Consider the following 16755-nt stretch of genomic DNA (forward strand, 5'->3'; position numbering starts at 1 on the left):
CGGCTACAGTCCCGCGTGCTCCCAGGCCGCGAGCAGACGGTCCGCCTCTGCTTCCGTGGTCACGGTGATGCGCACGCCTTCCGGGAAGGCGCGCACCAGTACGCCCTGTTCCGCGAGCTTCTCGGCCACGGCCTGGGAGTCCACGCCCGGCAGCCACACGAAGTTCGCCTGTGAAGGGCGGGCGCCCAGGGCGTCGGCGACGCGGTCGCGCTGGACGACGGTCTCATCGGTGCGCTCGAGCAGCTCATCGGCGGCGTTCAGCGAGGCGAGCGCGCCCGCCTGCGCCACCGAGCTGACGGCGAAGGGGATGGCCACCTTGTCGATCGCGGTGATCAGCTCCGGGTTGCCGAAGGCGTAGCCGACGCGCGCGCCCGCCAGGCCGTAGGCCTTGGAGAAGGTCCGCAGCCCGACGGTGTTCGGGTAGCGCTTGACCGCCTCGGTGGCCACGAAGGTGTCCTCGTCACGGTTGAACTCGAAGTAGGCCTCGTCCAGGCCCACGACGACGTCGGCCGGGACCTGCGCCATGAAGCGGTCGAACTCGTCCTGCGTGATGGTCGCACCCGAGGGGTTGTTCGGGTTGCACAGGAAGATCAGCTTCGTACGTTCGGTGATGGCCGCGGCCATGGCGTCGAGGTCGTGCTTTCCCTCCTCGGTCAGCGGGATCATCACCGGGGTCGCGCCGACGATGCGCGCGAAGATCGGGTAGGCCTCGAAGCTGCGCCACGGGAAGAGAATCTCATCGCCCGGGCCCGCAGTGACCTGCGCCAGCTGCTGGCACAGTGCCGAGGAGCCGCAGCCGACGGTGACCTGTCCCGGCTCGACCTCCAGGTGTCCGGCCAGCGCGGCGCGCAGATCGGCGGCCCCCATGTCCGGGTAGCGGTTGACCCCGGCGGCGGCGTCGGTCATGGCCTCCACGGCGGCGGGCAGCGGGGCGGTGGTGACCTCATTGGAGGACAACTTGAGCGCGTCATCCATCCGCTTGCCTGGGACGTAGGCGGGGATATCGGCGAGATCAGGGCGAATCATGGGTTCGAGTCTATCGCCGTTGTCCACCGCGTTTGGCGCCGGGGCAGGTGCCCGGGTAGCATGCTTGAAGGTTTCAACTGAGACCTGTGGAGACGTGCCAGAGTGGCCGAATGGGGCTCACTGCTAATGAGTTGCCCTCTTAACGGAGGGCCGGAGGTTCGAATCCTCTCGTCTCCGCCGCTTTCCCCTTCGGGGAGGGCAGGGCGCCCGTAGCTCAACGGATAGAGCATCTGACTACGGATCAGAAGGTTGGGGGTTCGAATCCCTCCGGGCGCACAGCCGGACGCCGGCCACCGAATGCGGTGGTCGGCGTTTTCGTGTTGTCGGGGCCTGAAGGGCGGACGTCGGTGGGAATCGGATGGCTGGCGCGCTCGGTGTCCGCCCTTGTGCCGGGCGGCGTGATCACGGGCGTCGGCAAGCGCTGGTGGGCAAGTGCGTTCCTGCCGAAGGGCGGACGTCACTGCCGTTTCGGCCCTGGTAGCTGCTCGGTGTCCGCCCTTGTGCTGCTTGTCGACGCCGCGGAGGGCGGAATCTGTGGAAGGGCGGACATGGGCACTGTTTCGGGCGTGGAAGGTAGCCAGTGTCCGCCCTTGTGCTGTTTGTCGACGCCGCGAAGGGCGGAACCTGCGGAAGGGCGGACATGGGAGCCGCTTCGGGTTGCCGGGATGCTCGGTATCCGCCCTTGTGCTGCTTGTCGACGCCGCGGACGCTGCGGCGACGACCGCCGGTAAGGCGTCTGGCACCCCTGTCCCGGCCCCGGTAGCGTAAGTCGCCGGGCCGGGACTTTTCCTGCCCCTGAGCTGGGAGGTAAAGCCATGGGTGAGTCGACCATTGAGGTGCTCGAGCGCATCATCCGCTCCGACGGGGAGATCGAGCCGGCGCGCGCCGCGGAGTTGTCCGAGCTGCTCGATGAACCCCCCATCAAGGATGTCGTCGCGCTGGTGGAGCGCTCCACCGCCACGCGCGCGGCCGTCGTCCTGCGGCTGCTGTCCCGCCGGCGCTCGATCGCGGTCTTCGACGCCCTCGACGCCGTGCACCAGGCGGATCTCATCGGTGCGCTCGGCAACGCGGACGTCTACGGGTTCTTCGCCGAGCTGGACCCGGATGACCGCGTCTCCCTCCTCGACGAGCTGCCCGCCGAGATCGCCGACCGCCTGCTGCGCGCCCTCGAGCGCACCGAACGCGACGTCACGGGCGTGGTGCTCGGCTACCCGAAGGGGTCGATCGGGCGCCGCATGTCGCCGGAGGTGGCGCTCATCTACGCCGACATGACGGTCGGGCAGGCGCTCGCCGAGCTGCGGCGTACGGCCGACGGGCTGGAGACGATCTACACCCTGCCGGTCATCGACCGGGACCGCAGCCTGCTCGGGGTGACCTCCCTGCGCGACCTGTTCACCGCGGAGGCGTCCGTGGCGGTGGCGGAGCTGATGGACAAACCGACCTTCGCCAACGCGCACGACGACGCCGAGGAGACCGCCCGCTGGTTTCTGCCGCTGGACCTGCTGGCCATGCCGGTCGTCGATGATTCGCGGCGGCTGGTCGGCATCCTCACCGTCGACGACGCGCAGGACATCGTCGAGTCCGCCGACGACGAGGACACCGCCCGCTCGGGCGCCCACGAGCCGCTGCAGCAGCCCTACCTGTCGACGCCGCTGCTGAAGGTGGTGCGCTCGCGCATCGTGTGGCTGCTGGTGCTCGCGGTGTCCGCACTGCTGACCGTCCAGGTGCTCGACACCTTCGAGGACACGCTCGCCGCCGCGGTGGTGCTCTCCCTGTTCATCCCGCTGCTCACCGGCACCGGCGGCAACACCGGCAACCAGGCGGCCACCACCGTCACCCGTGCGCTCGCGCTCGGCGACGTGCGCAAACGGGATGTCGCGCAGGTCGCCTGGCGTGAGCTGCGTGTCGGTCTGACACTCGGGTCCCTGCTCGGCGTGCTCGGTTTCCTGGGGGCGTGGGCGGTCTACGGCCTGCCCATCGGCATCGTCATCGGTTCGACGCTGCTGCTGGTGTGCGCGATGTCGGCGACCGTGGGTGGGATGATGCCGATCGTCGCGAAGGGGCTGGGGGCGGATCCGGCGGTGTTCTCCAACCCGTTCATCTCCACCTTCTGCGACGCCACCGGCCTGATCATCTACTTCCTCATCGCGAAATCGGTGCTCGGTATCTGAGGCCTGCGGGATCCGCCCAGGGATGGAGGCTCGCACAGCGCCCCCGTCTGGGGTGAGCTTGCGAAGCATATGATTCGCCAACTTCGCAGGGCAGGGGCGGAGGGGGCGATCGACAGTCCCCGGAAAAGAGTGATTCCTTTCACGTTTACGGGGGAGGGGCGGTAGCATCCGGGGTAACTGGCTCAGGCCAGGTTGGTACACCACTGACCCCGGTCTCCCCCGGAGCGCGCCGCATATCCCGCCCAGCGTGAAGAGGGTGGCCCGAGCAATGAAAGAACGTGCACCCATGAGCACCCCACCCGTCAAGGAGAACACCTCGCACGCCGCGGGGGAGGGCAGTGAAGTGCGGGAGGCCAGTGAATGGCACCGCCAGGCCACGGGCCTCATCGTCGGCATCATCCTGGCCCTGCTCGTCTACCTCTTCTTCCCGGCCTCCTCGGTCGAAACCGTCATGCAGTCCACCGGCGCCGACCCGGAGGCCGAGTACAGTCATCACGCCCTGCGGATCACCGCAGCGATCACCGTGCTCATGGGCGCGTGGTGGATGACCGAGGCCATTCCGCTGGCCGCCACCGCACTGATCCCGATCATCGCCTTCCCGCTGCTGCAGGTTGCGGAGTTCAGCGAGGTGGCCACCCCCTACGCCAGCTCCACTATCTTCCTGTTCATGGGTGGCTTCCTGCTGGCCCTGGGCCTCCAGCGCTGGAACCTGCACCGCCGTCTGGCGCTGGTCGTGGTGCTGGCCGTGGGTACCAGTCCGAAGCGGCTGATCCTCGGCTTCATGATCGCCACCGGCTTTTTGTCGATGTGGGTGTCCAACACCGCGACGGCCGTCGTCATGCTGCCGATCGGCATGTCCGTGCTGAGCCTGACGGCGGAGACCGTGGGTGGCATGCGCAACCAGGTGAAGTTCGCTACCGGGCTCATGCTGGCCATTGCCTACTCTGCGTCCATCGGATCGCTGGGCACACTGATCGGAACCCCGCCGAACGCGCTGCTGGCCGGCTACATGGAGACCGCCCACGGCATCACCATCGGCTTCGGACGGTGGATGATGGTCGGTGTGCCTATCGCGGTGATCTTCATGGGCATCGCCTGGCTCGTCCTCGTCACCGTGTTCAAGCCGGAGATGGACCAAATCCCGGGTGGCCGTGAGCTCATCAGGAAGGAACTCGCGGATATGGGCGCCTGGACGCGCCCGCAGGTCATGGTGGGCATCATCTTCCTGCTGGCGGCTCTGTCGTGGGTCTTTGTCCCGCTGGTCATCGACTGGTTCGGTGCCGACATGGTGTACGACGACGCGCTCGTCGGCATCATCGCCGGCCTGCTGATGTTCACGATCCCGGCCGACCCTAAGACGGGCGTGCGCCTGCTCGACTGGAAGACCGCCAACGAACTGCCCTGGGACGTCCTCCTCCTCTTCGGTGGTGGCCTGTCCCTGTCGGCGATGTTCACCAACTCGGGCCTGTCTCTCTGGATCGGTGAGGTGGCCAAGGGGCTTGAGGTCCTGCCGAGCTTCCTGCTCATTGCCGCGGTGGCCGCGCTGGTCCTGGTCCTGACCGAATTCACCTCGAACACCGCCACCGCGGCGACGTTCCTGCCGATCATGGGTGGCGTGGCCGTCGGCATCGGCCTGACCGCCGGCGGGGAGCAGAACGTCCTGCTGTTGACCATCCCGGTCGCGCTGGCAGCCACCTGCGCGTTCATGCTCCCGGTGGCTACCCCGCCGAACGCCATCGCCTTCGGCTCCGGCTACGTGCGGATCGGCGACATGATCAAGGGCGGCATCTGGCTCAACCTCATCGGAGTCGTGCTCATCACCCTGGCGACCTACTTCATCGCTATCCCGCTTTTCGGTCTGGCCTTCTGACCGACTGGACGGTGGCCGCCCCCGGTATCTGGCACGGGAAGGCGGTCGCCTCTGATTCTTCCGATTTGACCTCGTGTTTTGTGGGTTCGGCCATCCCGGTGTAGAGTAATTCTTCGTTGCCAACGAGCAACGGTGGAATGCGCCCGTAGCTCAACGGATAGAGCATCTGACTACGGATCAGAAGGTTGGGGGTTCGAATCCCTCCGGGCGCACAATCACAGAGGAACCGGTCACCGCGATGGTGGCCGGTTCTTTCTCGTTCCGGGGAGTACGGCGGAGGTCGGGGCTCGCCGGTGTCCGCCGACGCCCCGCGTACCCTCAGAACACCTCGATGCGCCCGCCCAGGGACTCGGCCTGGATGAGCTGATTGACCCAGCCCTCGCCACCCGGGTGCAGGCGCAGCACCGGACGCGAGGAGATCTTGACGGGGGAGACGGACTCACTGCGGTTGCCCTCGCGGGCGTCGAAACGCACGCGGGAGCGGTAGCCCGCGTCGACCAGCTCGCTGAGGTCCGATGTCTCGGAGGCCAGGGACGCGCGGGCGTCCTGCAGCAGCTCCAGCGCCTCATCGAGGGCGGTGAGCAGCGCCGGGGCGTTGGTCTCGCACATGGCGCGCACCAGCTCGGGCTCGGTGCTGGCCACGCGCGTGGCGTCGCGGAAGCTGCCCGCGGCGAGCGACTGCGCCAACGCACCGCCGTTGTCGCCGACGACCGCGAGCGTCTCGGCGAGGATGTGGGGCAGGTGGGAGATGCGGGCGACGGCCGCGTCGTGGCGGTCCACACGCGCCGGGATGGCCTCGGCGCCGGTGATGATGATCATGCGCACCACGTCGGTCCACAGCTCGATCCACTCCTGCGGCACCTCCCCCTCGGTGTCCACGGCGTGGTCGAAGGTGATCACCCAGGCGGCGCGCCGGAACAGCCCGGCCCGGGACGCGCTCCAGCCGCTCTCGGCGGTGCCGGCCATCGGGTGGCCGCCGACGTACCGGTCCTCCATGCCGCGTTCCTTCACCAGCGCGTAGACCTCCGCCTTCACGGAGACGACGTCGGTGAAGCCGCACGAGGGGGCGTGTTCGGCCAGGGCGTCGAGCAGGCCGGCGACGGCGGGCATCGGGACGGCGAGCACGATGAGCGCACCGTCGGCCTCGGCGCGGCGCAGCGTCTCCACCAGGTCGTTGCTGACCTCGAAACCCTCCTTCGTCGCCTTGCGCGTGCCGGAGGTGGAGCGGTTGAAGCCGTAGACGGCGTGGCCGTGGGCGGCGAGATCACGCAGCAGGGAGCCCCCGATGAGGCCGAGTCCGATGATGCAGATGGGTCTGGTTACGTCTCTCGAAGTCACCTGACAAGTGTCCCACAACCCGACTACGCTCACCTGATATGGAGCACGAGGAGTACGGCGTCAGTTTTGCTGTCACGGTGGCCTGGGTCGACGGCTCGTGGGCCGTCCGTGCCTTCGACGACGACTTCCGCGACCTGGACACCTCCGTGGCGGCGGTGCGCGACCTGCGCAGCGAGGGCGCGGCCTTCGCGCTGCTGTGCGTCGACGACGACTACTTCGTCATCGTCCGTCCCACCCCGGACCGCATCCACCTCCTGCTCTCGGACGCGACCATGGCCGTCGACGACGACTTCGCCGCCACGGTCCTCGACGAGCTCGACGCCGAGATCCCCGACCTCGATCCCGACGAGCTCGACGACGTCGACGGCTGGCCGGACGGGGACTTCGACATCCTCGCCGACCTCGGCATCTCCGAGGAGGTCCTCGGCGTCATCGTCGACGACCCCGACCTGTGGCCCTCCGAGCAGATCCTGCGCATCGCCGGCGAGCTCGGCTTCGGCGACGACCTCCTCGACGCCGCCGGCCTCGACGGCTAGCGCCGTGCCCGTACTCCCCGACGCCCACGGGCTCGTCGCCGCCCGCGCCCGCATGCGCCGCGCACTCGAGGTCGCCGCGCAGACCCCGGCCGACGACATCCCCGTCGGCGCGGTCATCTACGCCCCCGACGGCCGCGAACTGGCCACCGGGACCAACCGGCGGGAGGCTGACCTCGACCCCACCGCCCACGCCGAGATGGTCGCCATCCGGCAGGCCGTGCATGCCTTCGGCGACTCCTGGCGCCTGACCGACTGCACCCTCGTGGTCACCCTCGAACCGTGCACGATGTGCGCCGGCGCGCTCGTGGGCGCTCGCGTCGGCACGCTCATCTTCGGCGCGTGGGAGCCGAAGACGGGCGCCTGCGGCTCGCTTTTCGACGTCGTCCGCGACGCCGGGGTGCTGCACCGCCCGCAGGTGCGCGGCGGCGTGCTCGAATCCGAGTGCCGGGAGCTGCTCACCGACTTCTTCACCGACCTGCGCTGATGTGGACCCGCTACCAGGGGGATGGGTGGCAACTGGGAGGTCGGTAACGTTCCGGCATCGATTGTCTTCTCCCGTGCACCCGGATGTGGGGCTGGTTACAGTGGGGGCCAGAAACGACTCCGACAGAAGGAGGAGAAGATTGGCTCTCAATGACAAGTCCAGCGGCGACCCGGCCGTCGCCAACGACCACGACGCCGAGGATCTGACCGCCGCCCGTGAGGCGCTGGAGGACCGGGAGGGCATGACCGAGGCCGAGAAGGCCCCGGACGGCGCATTCCCGGAGAGCGACGTCGACGACGTCCACCGGGACTTCCTGGTGGGACAGGACGAGGAGACCGTCCCCGACGGGGACGGGCCGAGCGATGCGCCCTTCACCATGCCGGATGGCCGCACGGAGGGCGTCCCGGACGAGGACCGGTAACCGATCAACACATGAGGGCGACATCGACCCTCACCACACATCACGAAGAGGAGAAGATCATGGCTGATTTCATGGACAAGGCGAAGAACAAGGCCCAGGAGTTCGGCGGCAAGGCCAAGGAGAAGGCCGGTGACGCCATGGATGACCGCGAAATGCAGAACGAGGGCAAGGCCGACCAGACCAAGGGCGAGGCCAAGCAGAAGATGGACGAGACCGGCGACACGCTCAGGGAGAAGGGTGACCAGGCCCTGGGTGGCCTTCGCCCGGACGACGAGAACCGGTAGACGGGCCGACGGGGTCACGTCCCTTCCTCCCGCGTGAGGAGGGGATTTGGTCACCGTCGGGGCGCTCCGATACTCTTGTTCGCGGTGGCGTGTCCGAGCGGCCGAAGGTGATCGCCTCGAAAGCGATTGTTGGGTAACCCCCAACCGAGGGTTCAAATCCCTCCGCCACCGCCAGGAAGATCCCCGGCGGCTCCCACAGCGGGAGCCGCCGGGGATTAACTGTTTCCGCCGCAGGTTCACCCGCCGGTAGACTGGCACTGTTTTCCCCACCTCTGCCCGACACTCAGGAAGCCTTTTTCGACGTGGCACAACTTCTGTTCAAGCTGGGACGCTGGTCCTTCCACAAGAAATGGATCGTCATTTCCCTGTGGCTGGTGATCCTGGCGGGCATGGCGGGCGCGGCGTTCACGTTCCAGAAGCCGTTCACCACCCAGTTCTCCATCTCCGACACCCCGTCGATCACGGCCACGAAGACGCTGGTGGAGAACTTCCCCGACAGCGGCAACCCCGTTAACGCCGCCGGTGTGAACCTGGTCTTCGCCGCACCTGAGGGCGAGAGTCTGGCGCAGCCGGAGAACTCCGCCGCGATCGACGACGTCATCGCCTACATCGAGACCAACCTGGAGGACCTCACCGGTACCGAGCGCTTCGGCAACCCGATCGAGGTCTCGCCGGCCCTGCAGGAGATGGTCGTCGAGACGGCCACGGAACAGGGACTGCCGGAGGAGACCGCCCGGGCCGACGCAGAGAACCTCAAGATGCTCTCCGACGACGGGCGCATCGGCTACACCACCTTCACCTTCGACGTGCCGACGTCGATGGACGTCACCCAGGAACACCGCGACGTCGTTCACGAGGCGATGGAGATCGGCCGCGAGCAGGGCATCCAGGTCGAGGCCGGCGGCGCCGGTTTCGGCGATCCCATCCAGATCAAGACCACCAGTGAGATCATCGGTCTGGCAGTGGCCTTCGTGGTGCTGCTGTTCACCTTCGGCTCCCTGGTGGCCGCCGGTCTGCCGGTGCTCACCGCGGTCATCGGCGTGGGTATCGGCGCCCTGGCCATCCTGCTGTCCACCGCCTTCGTCGAGCTCAACAACATCACCCCGGTGCTGGCGGTGATGATCGGCCTGGCCGTGGGCATCGACTACGCCCTGTTCATCCTCTCGCGCTACCGCGCCGAACGCAGGCGCCTGCCCGCCGACGAGGCGGCCGGTCTGGCCGTCGGCACGGCCGGTTCCGCGGTCGTCTTCGCCGGCGCGACCGTCATCATCGCGCTGGCCGCGCTGTCGATCGTCAACATCGAGTTCCTCACGGCGATGGGCCTGTCTGCCGCGTTCACCGTCTTCGTCGCCGTGCTCGTCGCCCTGACCTTCATCCCCGCACTGCTGGGGGTGCTCGGCAACCGGACCTTCTCCGGGCGCATCCCCGGCGTGGCCGGCAACCCCCTGAAGAAGGGGGGAAAACGCCGACGCGGCCGCACGCTGGGCAACCGGTGGGTCTCCTTCGTCCACAAGGTGCCCGGCCTGGTCATGGCGGTGGTCGTGCTCGGCCTGGGCGCGCTGACCGCCCCGGTCCTCGACCTGGAGATGGCCCTGCCCTCGGACTCGACGTCGAACCTGGACACCACTCAGCGCAAGTCCGCCGACCTCATGGCCGAGGGCTTCGGGGAGGGCGTCAACGCCCCGTTCCTGGTCATCGTCGACGCCCACACCGTCAACCCGGATGCGCAGGCGTTGCAGCCGTTGATCCGTGCCCAGACGGACATGGCCGAACAGGCCGGGGAAACCGTCGACGAGCAGTCCACCGCGGCGCTGAGTTCCTTCCTCTACTCGGTCGGCCAGCTCAACTCCCTGCACAACGTCAAGCACGCCCAGCTCATCGCCACCAACGGGGACTCCACCGCCGCGCAGATCCTGGTCACCCCCTTCACCGGCCCCGACGAGCCCATCACCGCCGAGGTCGCGGCCGCACTGCGCGCCCAGGGCCAGGAGATCGAGGATGCCACCGGCGTGGAGATCGGCCTGACCGGTCTGACGGCGGTGCAGATGGACATCACCGAGTCCCTCGCCGGCGCGATGCCGCTGTACCTGGCGGTGGTCGTCGGACTGGCGATCGTGCTGCTGCTCCTGGTGTTCCGCTCGATCATGGTGCCGCTGGTCGCCGGCCTGGGCTTCCTGCTGTCCGTCGGCGCCGCCTTCGGCGTGACCGTCCTGGTGTGGCAGCAGGGCCTGTGGGGCCTGGTCAGCACCCCGGGCCCGCTGATCTCCTTCATGCCGATCTTCCTCATCGGCGTGACCTTCGGCCTGGCCATGGACTACCAGGTCTTCCTGGTCACCCGCATGCGCGAGCACTACACGACCCTGCAGAAACAGGCTGCGCGCGGGGCCACGGCCGCCTCCGTCAGCCCCGCCGACCGCGAGCGCATGGTCGCCCGCGGCAACCTGACCGCGGTGGAGGAATCCACCATCGTCGGCTTCACCCGTGGCGCACGCGTGGTCACGGCCGCGGCGCTGATCATGATCGCCGTGTTCATCGCCTTCATCGATCAGCCGCTGCCGTTCATCCAGATCTTCGGTTTCGCCCTGGCCGTGGGCGTGTTCTTCGACGCCTTCTTCATCCGCATGGCCCTGGTCCCGGCCACCATGTTCATCCTGGGCCGGGCCACCTGGTGGATGCCGCGGTGGCTGGACCGCATCCTGCCGAGTCTCGACGTCGAGGGTGCCGGCCTGGAGGAGGAGTGGGAACACCGCCGCGCCGAGCGGGAGACCCATAAAGAGGCGGCCAAGGGGCTTGAGAGCCGGTCGAACGCCTAGCACGGCAGTCCTGCCTACGGGGTGTGTCCGGGGTCCCGCAGATCTATCATCGGGCGCAAGCAAATAATTACCGGGATGCCGATCGAGAATCCGTCTGGAAGGCTGTAGCTACCGGACCTGGACGCGAACGTGGAGCCAGGACAGTTCGGTGAGGTTTCCCCCTCCCCGGCGATCGACGACGAAAACGCAACTGGCAGAGGCGGAGGTGGATTATGACGGTGGTGTTCACGGTCGCAGGAATCGCCCTGATCGCGGTGGGGCTGTGGGACATATTCCACACCCTGCTGCACCCCAGCGGCAAAGGACGCTTCAGCCAGGGGATATTCATTGGGATGTGGAAGATCTCGAAGGCGACTGGTCACCGGGTGGGGTCAGGTGTGGGGCCAGCGACCATGGTCGTTGTGATCGTCCTGTGGCTGGCTCTGCAGACAGGGGGGTGGGCACTGATCTACTACCCGCACATCCCGGGCGGGTTCGTGTACTCCAGCGGGATCAATGCCGCCGCCTATCCCGACGTCGTTGAGGCCTTCTACATCTCCTTGCTGACCCTGGGAACCCTGGGCTATGGCGACATGGTGGCCACTGACCCCTGGCTCCGCCTGGCCTCCCCCTTCGAGGCCCTCACCGGATTCGCCTTGATCACCGCGGCCCTGACCTGGTTCATTCAGGTGTATCCGCCCCTGTCGCGGCGTCGGACGTTGGCTCTGGAACTGAAGGATCTGGGAGATGTCGTCTATGACGAGTCGATCAGGGACGTTGATCCGTTGGCCACCGCACGAGTCCTGGACACCTTGACAGCCGAAGTGGAGAAGGTCCGCGTGGACTTCACCCAGCACACCGAGGGCTTCTATTTTCTGGAACCGGACCCGGATCTCTCTCTGGCCCGCCAGCTGTCCTACGCGTTGCGGATACGTGATGCCGCGCTGGACGTCGACCACCCGGAAGTGCTTCTGAGTGCCCAGCGGCTTGCCCGGGCACTGGAGCAACTCGCGGACAAGCTCAGGGGAGACTTCTTGCGCTCCGGGGAAACTCCCGAGGAGATCTTCGCCGCCTTCGCCGCCGAGCACCGGCAAACCCCCCGCACCTGAGTCCTGTGATCGTCATTCCCTGACGACGGGGGCCTCAGGGAATACAGCGCTGTAGTAATAAACTGGTCGGCATGACCTCTCCCGAACCGGCCAGCGAAAACAGCGGATCCCCTGCCCACCCCGACACCTCCTTCACCCTGGGCACCCGCCTGGAGCAGGACGGGCCGGGTAAGCACGGCCGCACCGGTGTCATCCACACCCCGCACGGCGACATCGCCACGCCCGCCTTCATCCCGGTGGCCACCAAGGCCACCGTCAAGACGCTCACGCCCGAGCAGATCCGCTCCACCGGTGCGCAGGCCATCCTGTCGAACGCGTACCACCTCTACCTGCAGCCCGGCCATGACATTGTCGATGAGGCCGGTGGCGTCGGGAGGTTCGAGAACTGGCACGGCCCGACCTACACCGACTCCGGTGGCTTCCAGGTCATGAGCCTGGGCTCGGGGTTCAAGAAGGTACTGGCCATGGACACCTCGGGCCTGAGCGAGGCCGACATCAAGGCGGCGAAGAAGGAACGCAAGGCGCTGGTCGACGAGGACGGCGTGGACTTCCGGTCGGTCATCGACGGCTCCAAGCATCGTTTCACCCCGGAAAAGTCCATGCAGATCCAGCACGGCCTCGGCGCGGACATCATGTTCGCCTTCGATGAGCTGACCACGCTCGTCGACACCCGCGCCTACCAGGAGGAATCCGTCGAGCGCACCCGCCGCTGGGCGCAACGCTGCCTCGACGAGCACGACCGGCTGACCCACGCGCGCGTCGGCAAGCCGAAGCAGTCGCTGTGGGGAGTGGTGCAGGGCGCGCAGTACGAGGATCTGCGCCGCCAGGCGACCCGCGGGCTGATCGCGCTGTCCGACGCCGCGGAGGCCGAGGGCCGGCGCGGCTTCGGCGGCTTTGGCATCGGCGGGGCCCTGGAGAAGGAGAACCTCGGCACGATCGTCGGCTGGGTCTGTGACGAGCTGCCCGAGCACAAGCCCCGCCACCTGCTGGGCATCTCCGAGCCGGACGATCTGTTCACCGCCGTGGAGGCCGGAGCCGACACCTTCGACTGCGTCGCGCCGACCCGTCTCGGCCGCCGTGGCGGGGTGTACACCCTCGACGGGCGGATGAATCTCACCGCGGCACGTTTCAAACGGGACTTCGCCGGTGTGGACGAGGAGTTCGGCGGCTACGTCTCCGAGAACTACTCGCGCGCCTACATCCACCACCTGCTCAAGGCCAAGGAATTCCTGGCCGGCACGCTCTGCACCATGCACAACCTCGAGTTCATGATCCGGCTGGTGGACAATATCCGCGCCGCGATCGACGCCGGTGATTACGAGGCCTACCGCGACGAGTTCCTCGGCCGCTACTACGCGGGCGGCACCCCGGGACGCGTCCGGCCCAACTCGGGCAGCACGCAGCGGCGGTAGCAACTGGTCACTGCGGTTACCGTGGCCGCTGCGGGGGAGCGGGATCGCCGCCTAGGATGACCACATGACGGCAGATGGCTCCACCACCGGTTACCGCGCCACCCACCCCGCCCGCCGTGTCCTGGTCACCGGTGCCACCGGCTATGTCGGTGGCCGCCTGGTCCCGGAGCTGCTGGCCGCCGGGTTCACCGTGCGCGCCACCTCCCGCCACCTGGACAGCCTGAAGCGGTTCCCCTGGTTCGACCAGGTGGAGGCCGTGGAGGCGGATCTGTCGGACGCGGAGGACGTGGCGGCGGCCGTGCGCGACGTGGACGTGGTGTTCTACCTCGTGCACTCGATGGGCGGGCGCGCCGATGATTTCGAGCAGGTCGAGAAGGAGACCGCCGGGACAGTGGCCTCGGCGGCCGCGGACGCGGGGGTCAGCCAGATCGTGTACCTCTCCGGGCTGCATCCGCGGGATGTCCCGCTGGAGGAGCTGTCCAAGCACATGCGCTCCCGTGAACGCGTGGCCCGCGTGTTCCTCGAGTCGCAGGTCCCGGCGGTGGTGCTGCGGGCGGCCACCCTCATCGGCTCAGGTTCCAGCTCCTTCGAGATGATCCGGCACCTGACGGAACGGCTGCCGGTGATGGTGGCGCCGGACTGGATCACCAACCGCATCGAGCCGCTGAGCATCCGCGACGCCCTCTACTACCTGGTGGCCGCGGCGGACCTCGCGGAGCCGGTCAACGCCGGCTTCGACGTCGGCGGCGGGCACGCCTACCAGTTCGCCGACCTGCTGCGCCTGTACGCGAAGGAGCGGGGGCTGCGCCGCTTCATCGCGGGTGTGCCGCTGCCGGGCCCCGCGGAGAAGCTCTCGGGATGGTGGATCGCCCTGGTCACCCCGGCCCCGGCGAGCCTGGCCATCCCGCTGGCCCAGTCCATGGCGGAGGACGCCGTCACCGTCGACCACGCCATCGCCGACGTCATCCCCGATCCGCCCGGCGGGCTGGCGGACTATCCGACGGCCGTGCGGCGCGCACTGCAGCGGGAACAGGAGGAGGGGGTGCCGACGTCCTGGGACGGAAGCTGGCGCGAGCCGGTCAGCGCGGCGGACTCACTGCCCACCGATCCCGAGTGGGCCAGGCAGACCGTCTACACGGATGAACGCGAGGCCCGCAGCGACCTGCCCCCGGAGCGGGTCTGGGGTGTCGTCGAGGGCATCGGCGGCTCCAACGGCTGGTATTCCGCGCCGTCGCTGTGGCGGGTGCGCGGCATCATCGACAAGGTGATGGGCGGACCGGGCCTGGGCGGACGCCGCGACCCGAAACGCCTGGCGGTCGGGGACCGGCTGGACTGGTGGCGGGTGGAGGAGATCGACCGGCCGCGCCGCCTGGTGCTGCGGGCGGAGATGAAACTCTCCGGCCGGGCCTGGCTCATCCTCGAGGTGACCCCGGAGGACGGGGGATCGAAGTACCGGCAGACGGCCGTCTACTTCCCCCAGGGGCTGCTCGGCCGCGCCTACTGGTGGGCGCTGGTACCGTTCCACTCCCTGATCTTCCCGGTGATGAAGCGCAATATCCTGCGCCGGGCGGGGGAGTGACCCGGCCCCGCCGTCAGGAGCCGTCAGGATCCGGCAGCAGCCGCAGGCTCCGCCCAGTACCCCTCGCGCTTTTTCACCCAGCCGATCACGGCGTAGGTCACGGGCAGCAGCACGATCTCGATCAGGGTCTTCCACGCGAAACCGACCAGCACGTAGTTGACGGTGTCGCCGACGGTGGTGATGCCGATGACCGGCGCGGCGATCAGGCAGAAGAGCAGCGTGTCGCCGAACTCGCCGACGACCGTGGAGCCGATGAGCCGGGCCCACAGGGACTTTTCGCCGGTGCGTTTCTTGATCGCCACCAGCACCCAGGAGTTGAGCAGCTGGCCGACCAGGTAACCGGCCAGCGAGGCCAGGACGATCTGCGGCACCAGGCCGAGGACCTGGGCGAAGGCGTCCTGCCCGTCATAGAAATCGGCGGCGGGCAGCCAGATGGCGACGTAGAAGGCCACCACCGCCAGCACGGTCACGCCGAAGCCGGTCCAGATCGCGCGGCGGGCGGCCTTGAAGCCGTAGCACTCGGCGAGGACGTCGCCGACGACGTAGGCGATGGGGAAGAGGAAGAAGGCGCCGTCGGTGATCAGCGGGCCGATGGTCACGCCCTTGGTGGCGGTGATGTTCGAGATCAAAAAGACCGCGACGAACAGGGCGACGAGGACGGGGTAGTAGCTGGGTCGGATACGGATGAAGCGGGCTTTTCCGGACGCCCCGGGCTGGTTCGTGGCAGCAGCGGAGGCGCCCTGCCCAGGTGCAGGGAGATTCGAGTTGTTCACGGGAAAGATGCTGCCACACGTGGTCGTTAGGATGGGATTCATGCCTGAAACCTCCTCCGGCGCGGGCCGGTACGCGCCCTCGCCCAGCGGCGATCTGCACTTCGGCAACCTGCGCACCGCCCTGCTGGCCTGGCTGTTCGCCCGCGGCACCGGGCGGGCTTTCCACCTGCGGGTCGAGGACATCGACACCCAGCGCTCCTCGGCGGAGTCCGCGCAGCGCCAGATCGAGGACCTGCTGACCCTCGGCCTGGATTTCGACGGCTGTGTCGTCCACCAGTCCGACCGCTTCCCCGCCTACGAGCAGGCGCTGACCGAGCTGCCGGTCTACGAGTGCTACTGCTCGCGTAGGGAGATCCGGGAGGCCGCCGCGGCTCCGCACGTCACCCCGGGCACCTACCCGGGCACCTGCCGCGACCTCACCGGGGCGGAGCGGGCGCGGCGTCGCGAAGAACTCGCCGAGGAGGACCGCGTGCCCGCTCTGCGGCTGCGCGCCGGGGTCACGGAGTGGACGGTGCAGGACTATTTCCACGGGCCCTACACCGGTACGGTCGATGATTTCGTGCTGCGCCGGGGTGGGCGCGCCGATCAGGGCCGGGACTGGGCGTACAACCTCGCGGTCGTCGTCGACGACGGGCACCAGGGTGTTGACCAGGTCGTCCGCGGTGATGACCTGCTCAGCTCCGCGCCGCGCCAGGCCTACCTCGCGCATCTGCTCGGCCTGCCGGAGCCCGGCTACGTGCATGTGCCGCTGGTGCTCAATGACAGGGGGCAGCGGCTGGCCAAGCGCGACGGCGCGGTCACCCTCCGCGAGATGCTCGCCGACGCCCCACTGGCCGAGATCGTCGGCCGGCTCGCCGCGTCGCTGGGCATAACGGGCGTGCGGACGGCGGGCGAGCTGCTCGAGCACTTCAACCCGGCGGAGCTTCCCCGCGAGCCGTTCGTGTGGGGGAGTGTGTAGCG

The 16755-nt window shown here is 68.2% G+C and carries 14 protein-coding genes and 4 tRNA genes; 15 read left to right on the forward strand and 3 right to left on the reverse strand.

The genetic code is table 11. The annotated features are described in order from the left end of the window. Positions 1–3: 3 nt before the first annotated feature. Positions 4–1026, reverse strand: a complete 1023-nt coding sequence (gene hisC / locus A605_RS01380; RefSeq protein ID WP_027004195.1) for a histidinol-phosphate transaminase — start codon at positions 1024–1026, stop codon at positions 4–6. An 88-nt stretch (positions 1027–1114) separates the two neighbouring features. Between hisC and A605_RS01385 the strand changes: the two genes are divergently transcribed. The 5 genes from A605_RS01385 (at position 1115) to A605_RS01405 (ending at position 5279) form a co-directional block, all read left to right on the forward strand. Next, a tRNA-Ser gene (locus A605_RS01385) sits at positions 1115–1203 on the forward strand. A 26-nt stretch (positions 1204–1229) separates the two neighbouring features. Continuing rightward, positions 1230–1302, forward strand: a tRNA-Arg gene (locus A605_RS01390). Between the two features lie 539 nt (positions 1303–1841). Then, a complete protein-coding gene (gene mgtE / locus A605_RS01395; protein WP_015399716.1) occupies positions 1842–3197 on the forward strand; it encodes a magnesium transporter in 1356 nt (451 codons plus the stop codon). 286 nt (positions 3198–3483) lie between these two features. After that, positions 3484–5067 carry an SLC13 family permease gene (locus A605_RS01400; RefSeq protein ID WP_015399717.1) on the forward strand — a complete coding sequence of 528 codons (1584 nt, stop codon included), beginning with the start codon at positions 3484–3486 and terminating at the stop codon, positions 5065–5067. A gap of 139 nt (positions 5068–5206) precedes the next feature. Continuing rightward, positions 5207–5279, forward strand: a tRNA-Arg gene (locus A605_RS01405). A gap of 106 nt (positions 5280–5385) precedes the next feature. On the opposite strand, the gene A605_RS01410 is transcribed toward A605_RS01405, so the two are convergent. Beyond that, positions 5386–6405: a prephenate dehydrogenase gene (locus tag A605_RS01410; protein ID WP_015399718.1), complete on the reverse strand. Its 1020-nt coding sequence runs from the start codon at positions 6403–6405 to the stop codon at positions 5386–5388. Positions 6406–6443: 38 nt separating this feature from the next. Here A605_RS01410 and A605_RS01415 point away from each other — a divergent pair, with 38 nt between their 5' ends. From A605_RS01415 to A605_RS01455, 9 genes are all read left to right on the forward strand, one after another. Further along, on the forward strand, positions 6444–6941 hold the full coding sequence (locus tag A605_RS01415) for a tRNA adenosine deaminase-associated protein (RefSeq protein ID WP_015399719.1): 498 nt from the start codon (positions 6444–6446) through the stop codon (positions 6939–6941). A gap of 4 nt (positions 6942–6945) precedes the next feature. After that, positions 6946–7425, forward strand: a complete 480-nt coding sequence (locus A605_RS01420) for a nucleoside deaminase (RefSeq protein ID WP_015399720.1) — start codon at positions 6946–6948, stop codon at positions 7423–7425. 139 nt (positions 7426–7564) lie between these two features. Continuing rightward, positions 7565–7846, forward strand: a complete 282-nt coding sequence (locus A605_RS01425; protein ID WP_015399721.1) for a hypothetical protein — start codon at positions 7565–7567, stop codon at positions 7844–7846. A gap of 59 nt (positions 7847–7905) precedes the next feature. Continuing rightward, positions 7906–8130 (forward strand): CsbD family protein, encoded by a 225-nt coding sequence (locus A605_RS01430; RefSeq protein ID WP_015399722.1) that lies wholly within the window; start codon positions 7906–7908, stop codon positions 8128–8130. A gap of 83 nt (positions 8131–8213) precedes the next feature. Then, a tRNA-Ser gene (locus tag A605_RS01435) sits at positions 8214–8304 on the forward strand. Positions 8305–8432: 128 nt separating this feature from the next. Beyond that, positions 8433–10943, forward strand: coding sequence for an MMPL family transporter (locus A605_RS01440; protein ID WP_015399723.1), 2511 nt, complete (start codon positions 8433–8435; stop codon positions 10941–10943). A gap of 212 nt (positions 10944–11155) precedes the next feature. After that, positions 11156–12031, forward strand: a complete 876-nt coding sequence (locus A605_RS01445; protein ID WP_015399724.1) for a potassium channel family protein — start codon at positions 11156–11158, stop codon at positions 12029–12031. A 71-nt stretch (positions 12032–12102) separates the two neighbouring features. Next, positions 12103–13443 (forward strand): tRNA guanosine(34) transglycosylase Tgt, encoded by a 1341-nt coding sequence (gene tgt, locus A605_RS01450; protein WP_015399725.1) that lies wholly within the window; start codon positions 12103–12105, stop codon positions 13441–13443. A gap of 64 nt (positions 13444–13507) precedes the next feature. Then, positions 13508–15022 (forward strand): SDR family oxidoreductase, encoded by a 1515-nt coding sequence (locus A605_RS01455; protein WP_015399726.1) that lies wholly within the window; start codon positions 13508–13510, stop codon positions 15020–15022. 23 nt (positions 15023–15045) lie between these two features. Here A605_RS01455 and A605_RS01460 read toward each other — a convergent pair whose 3' ends face one another. Then, entirely contained in the window at positions 15046–15837 is a 792-nt protein-coding gene (locus tag A605_RS01460; RefSeq protein ID WP_015399727.1) for a queuosine precursor transporter, read from the reverse strand. Here A605_RS01460 and gluQRS point away from each other — a divergent pair. Next, positions 15836–16753: a tRNA glutamyl-Q(34) synthetase GluQRS gene (gluQRS, locus tag A605_RS01465; RefSeq protein WP_015399728.1), complete on the forward strand. Its 918-nt coding sequence runs from the start codon at positions 15836–15838 to the stop codon at positions 16751–16753. The two genes, A605_RS01460 and gluQRS, sit on opposite strands and share 2 nt — an antisense overlap. Positions 16754–16755 lie beyond the last annotated feature (2 nt).

Origin of the sequence: Corynebacterium halotolerans YIM 70093 = DSM 44683 (genome assembly GCF_000341345.1) — a bacterium.
Taxonomy (GTDB): Bacteria; Actinomycetota; Actinomycetes; order Mycobacteriales; family Mycobacteriaceae; genus Corynebacterium; species Corynebacterium halotolerans.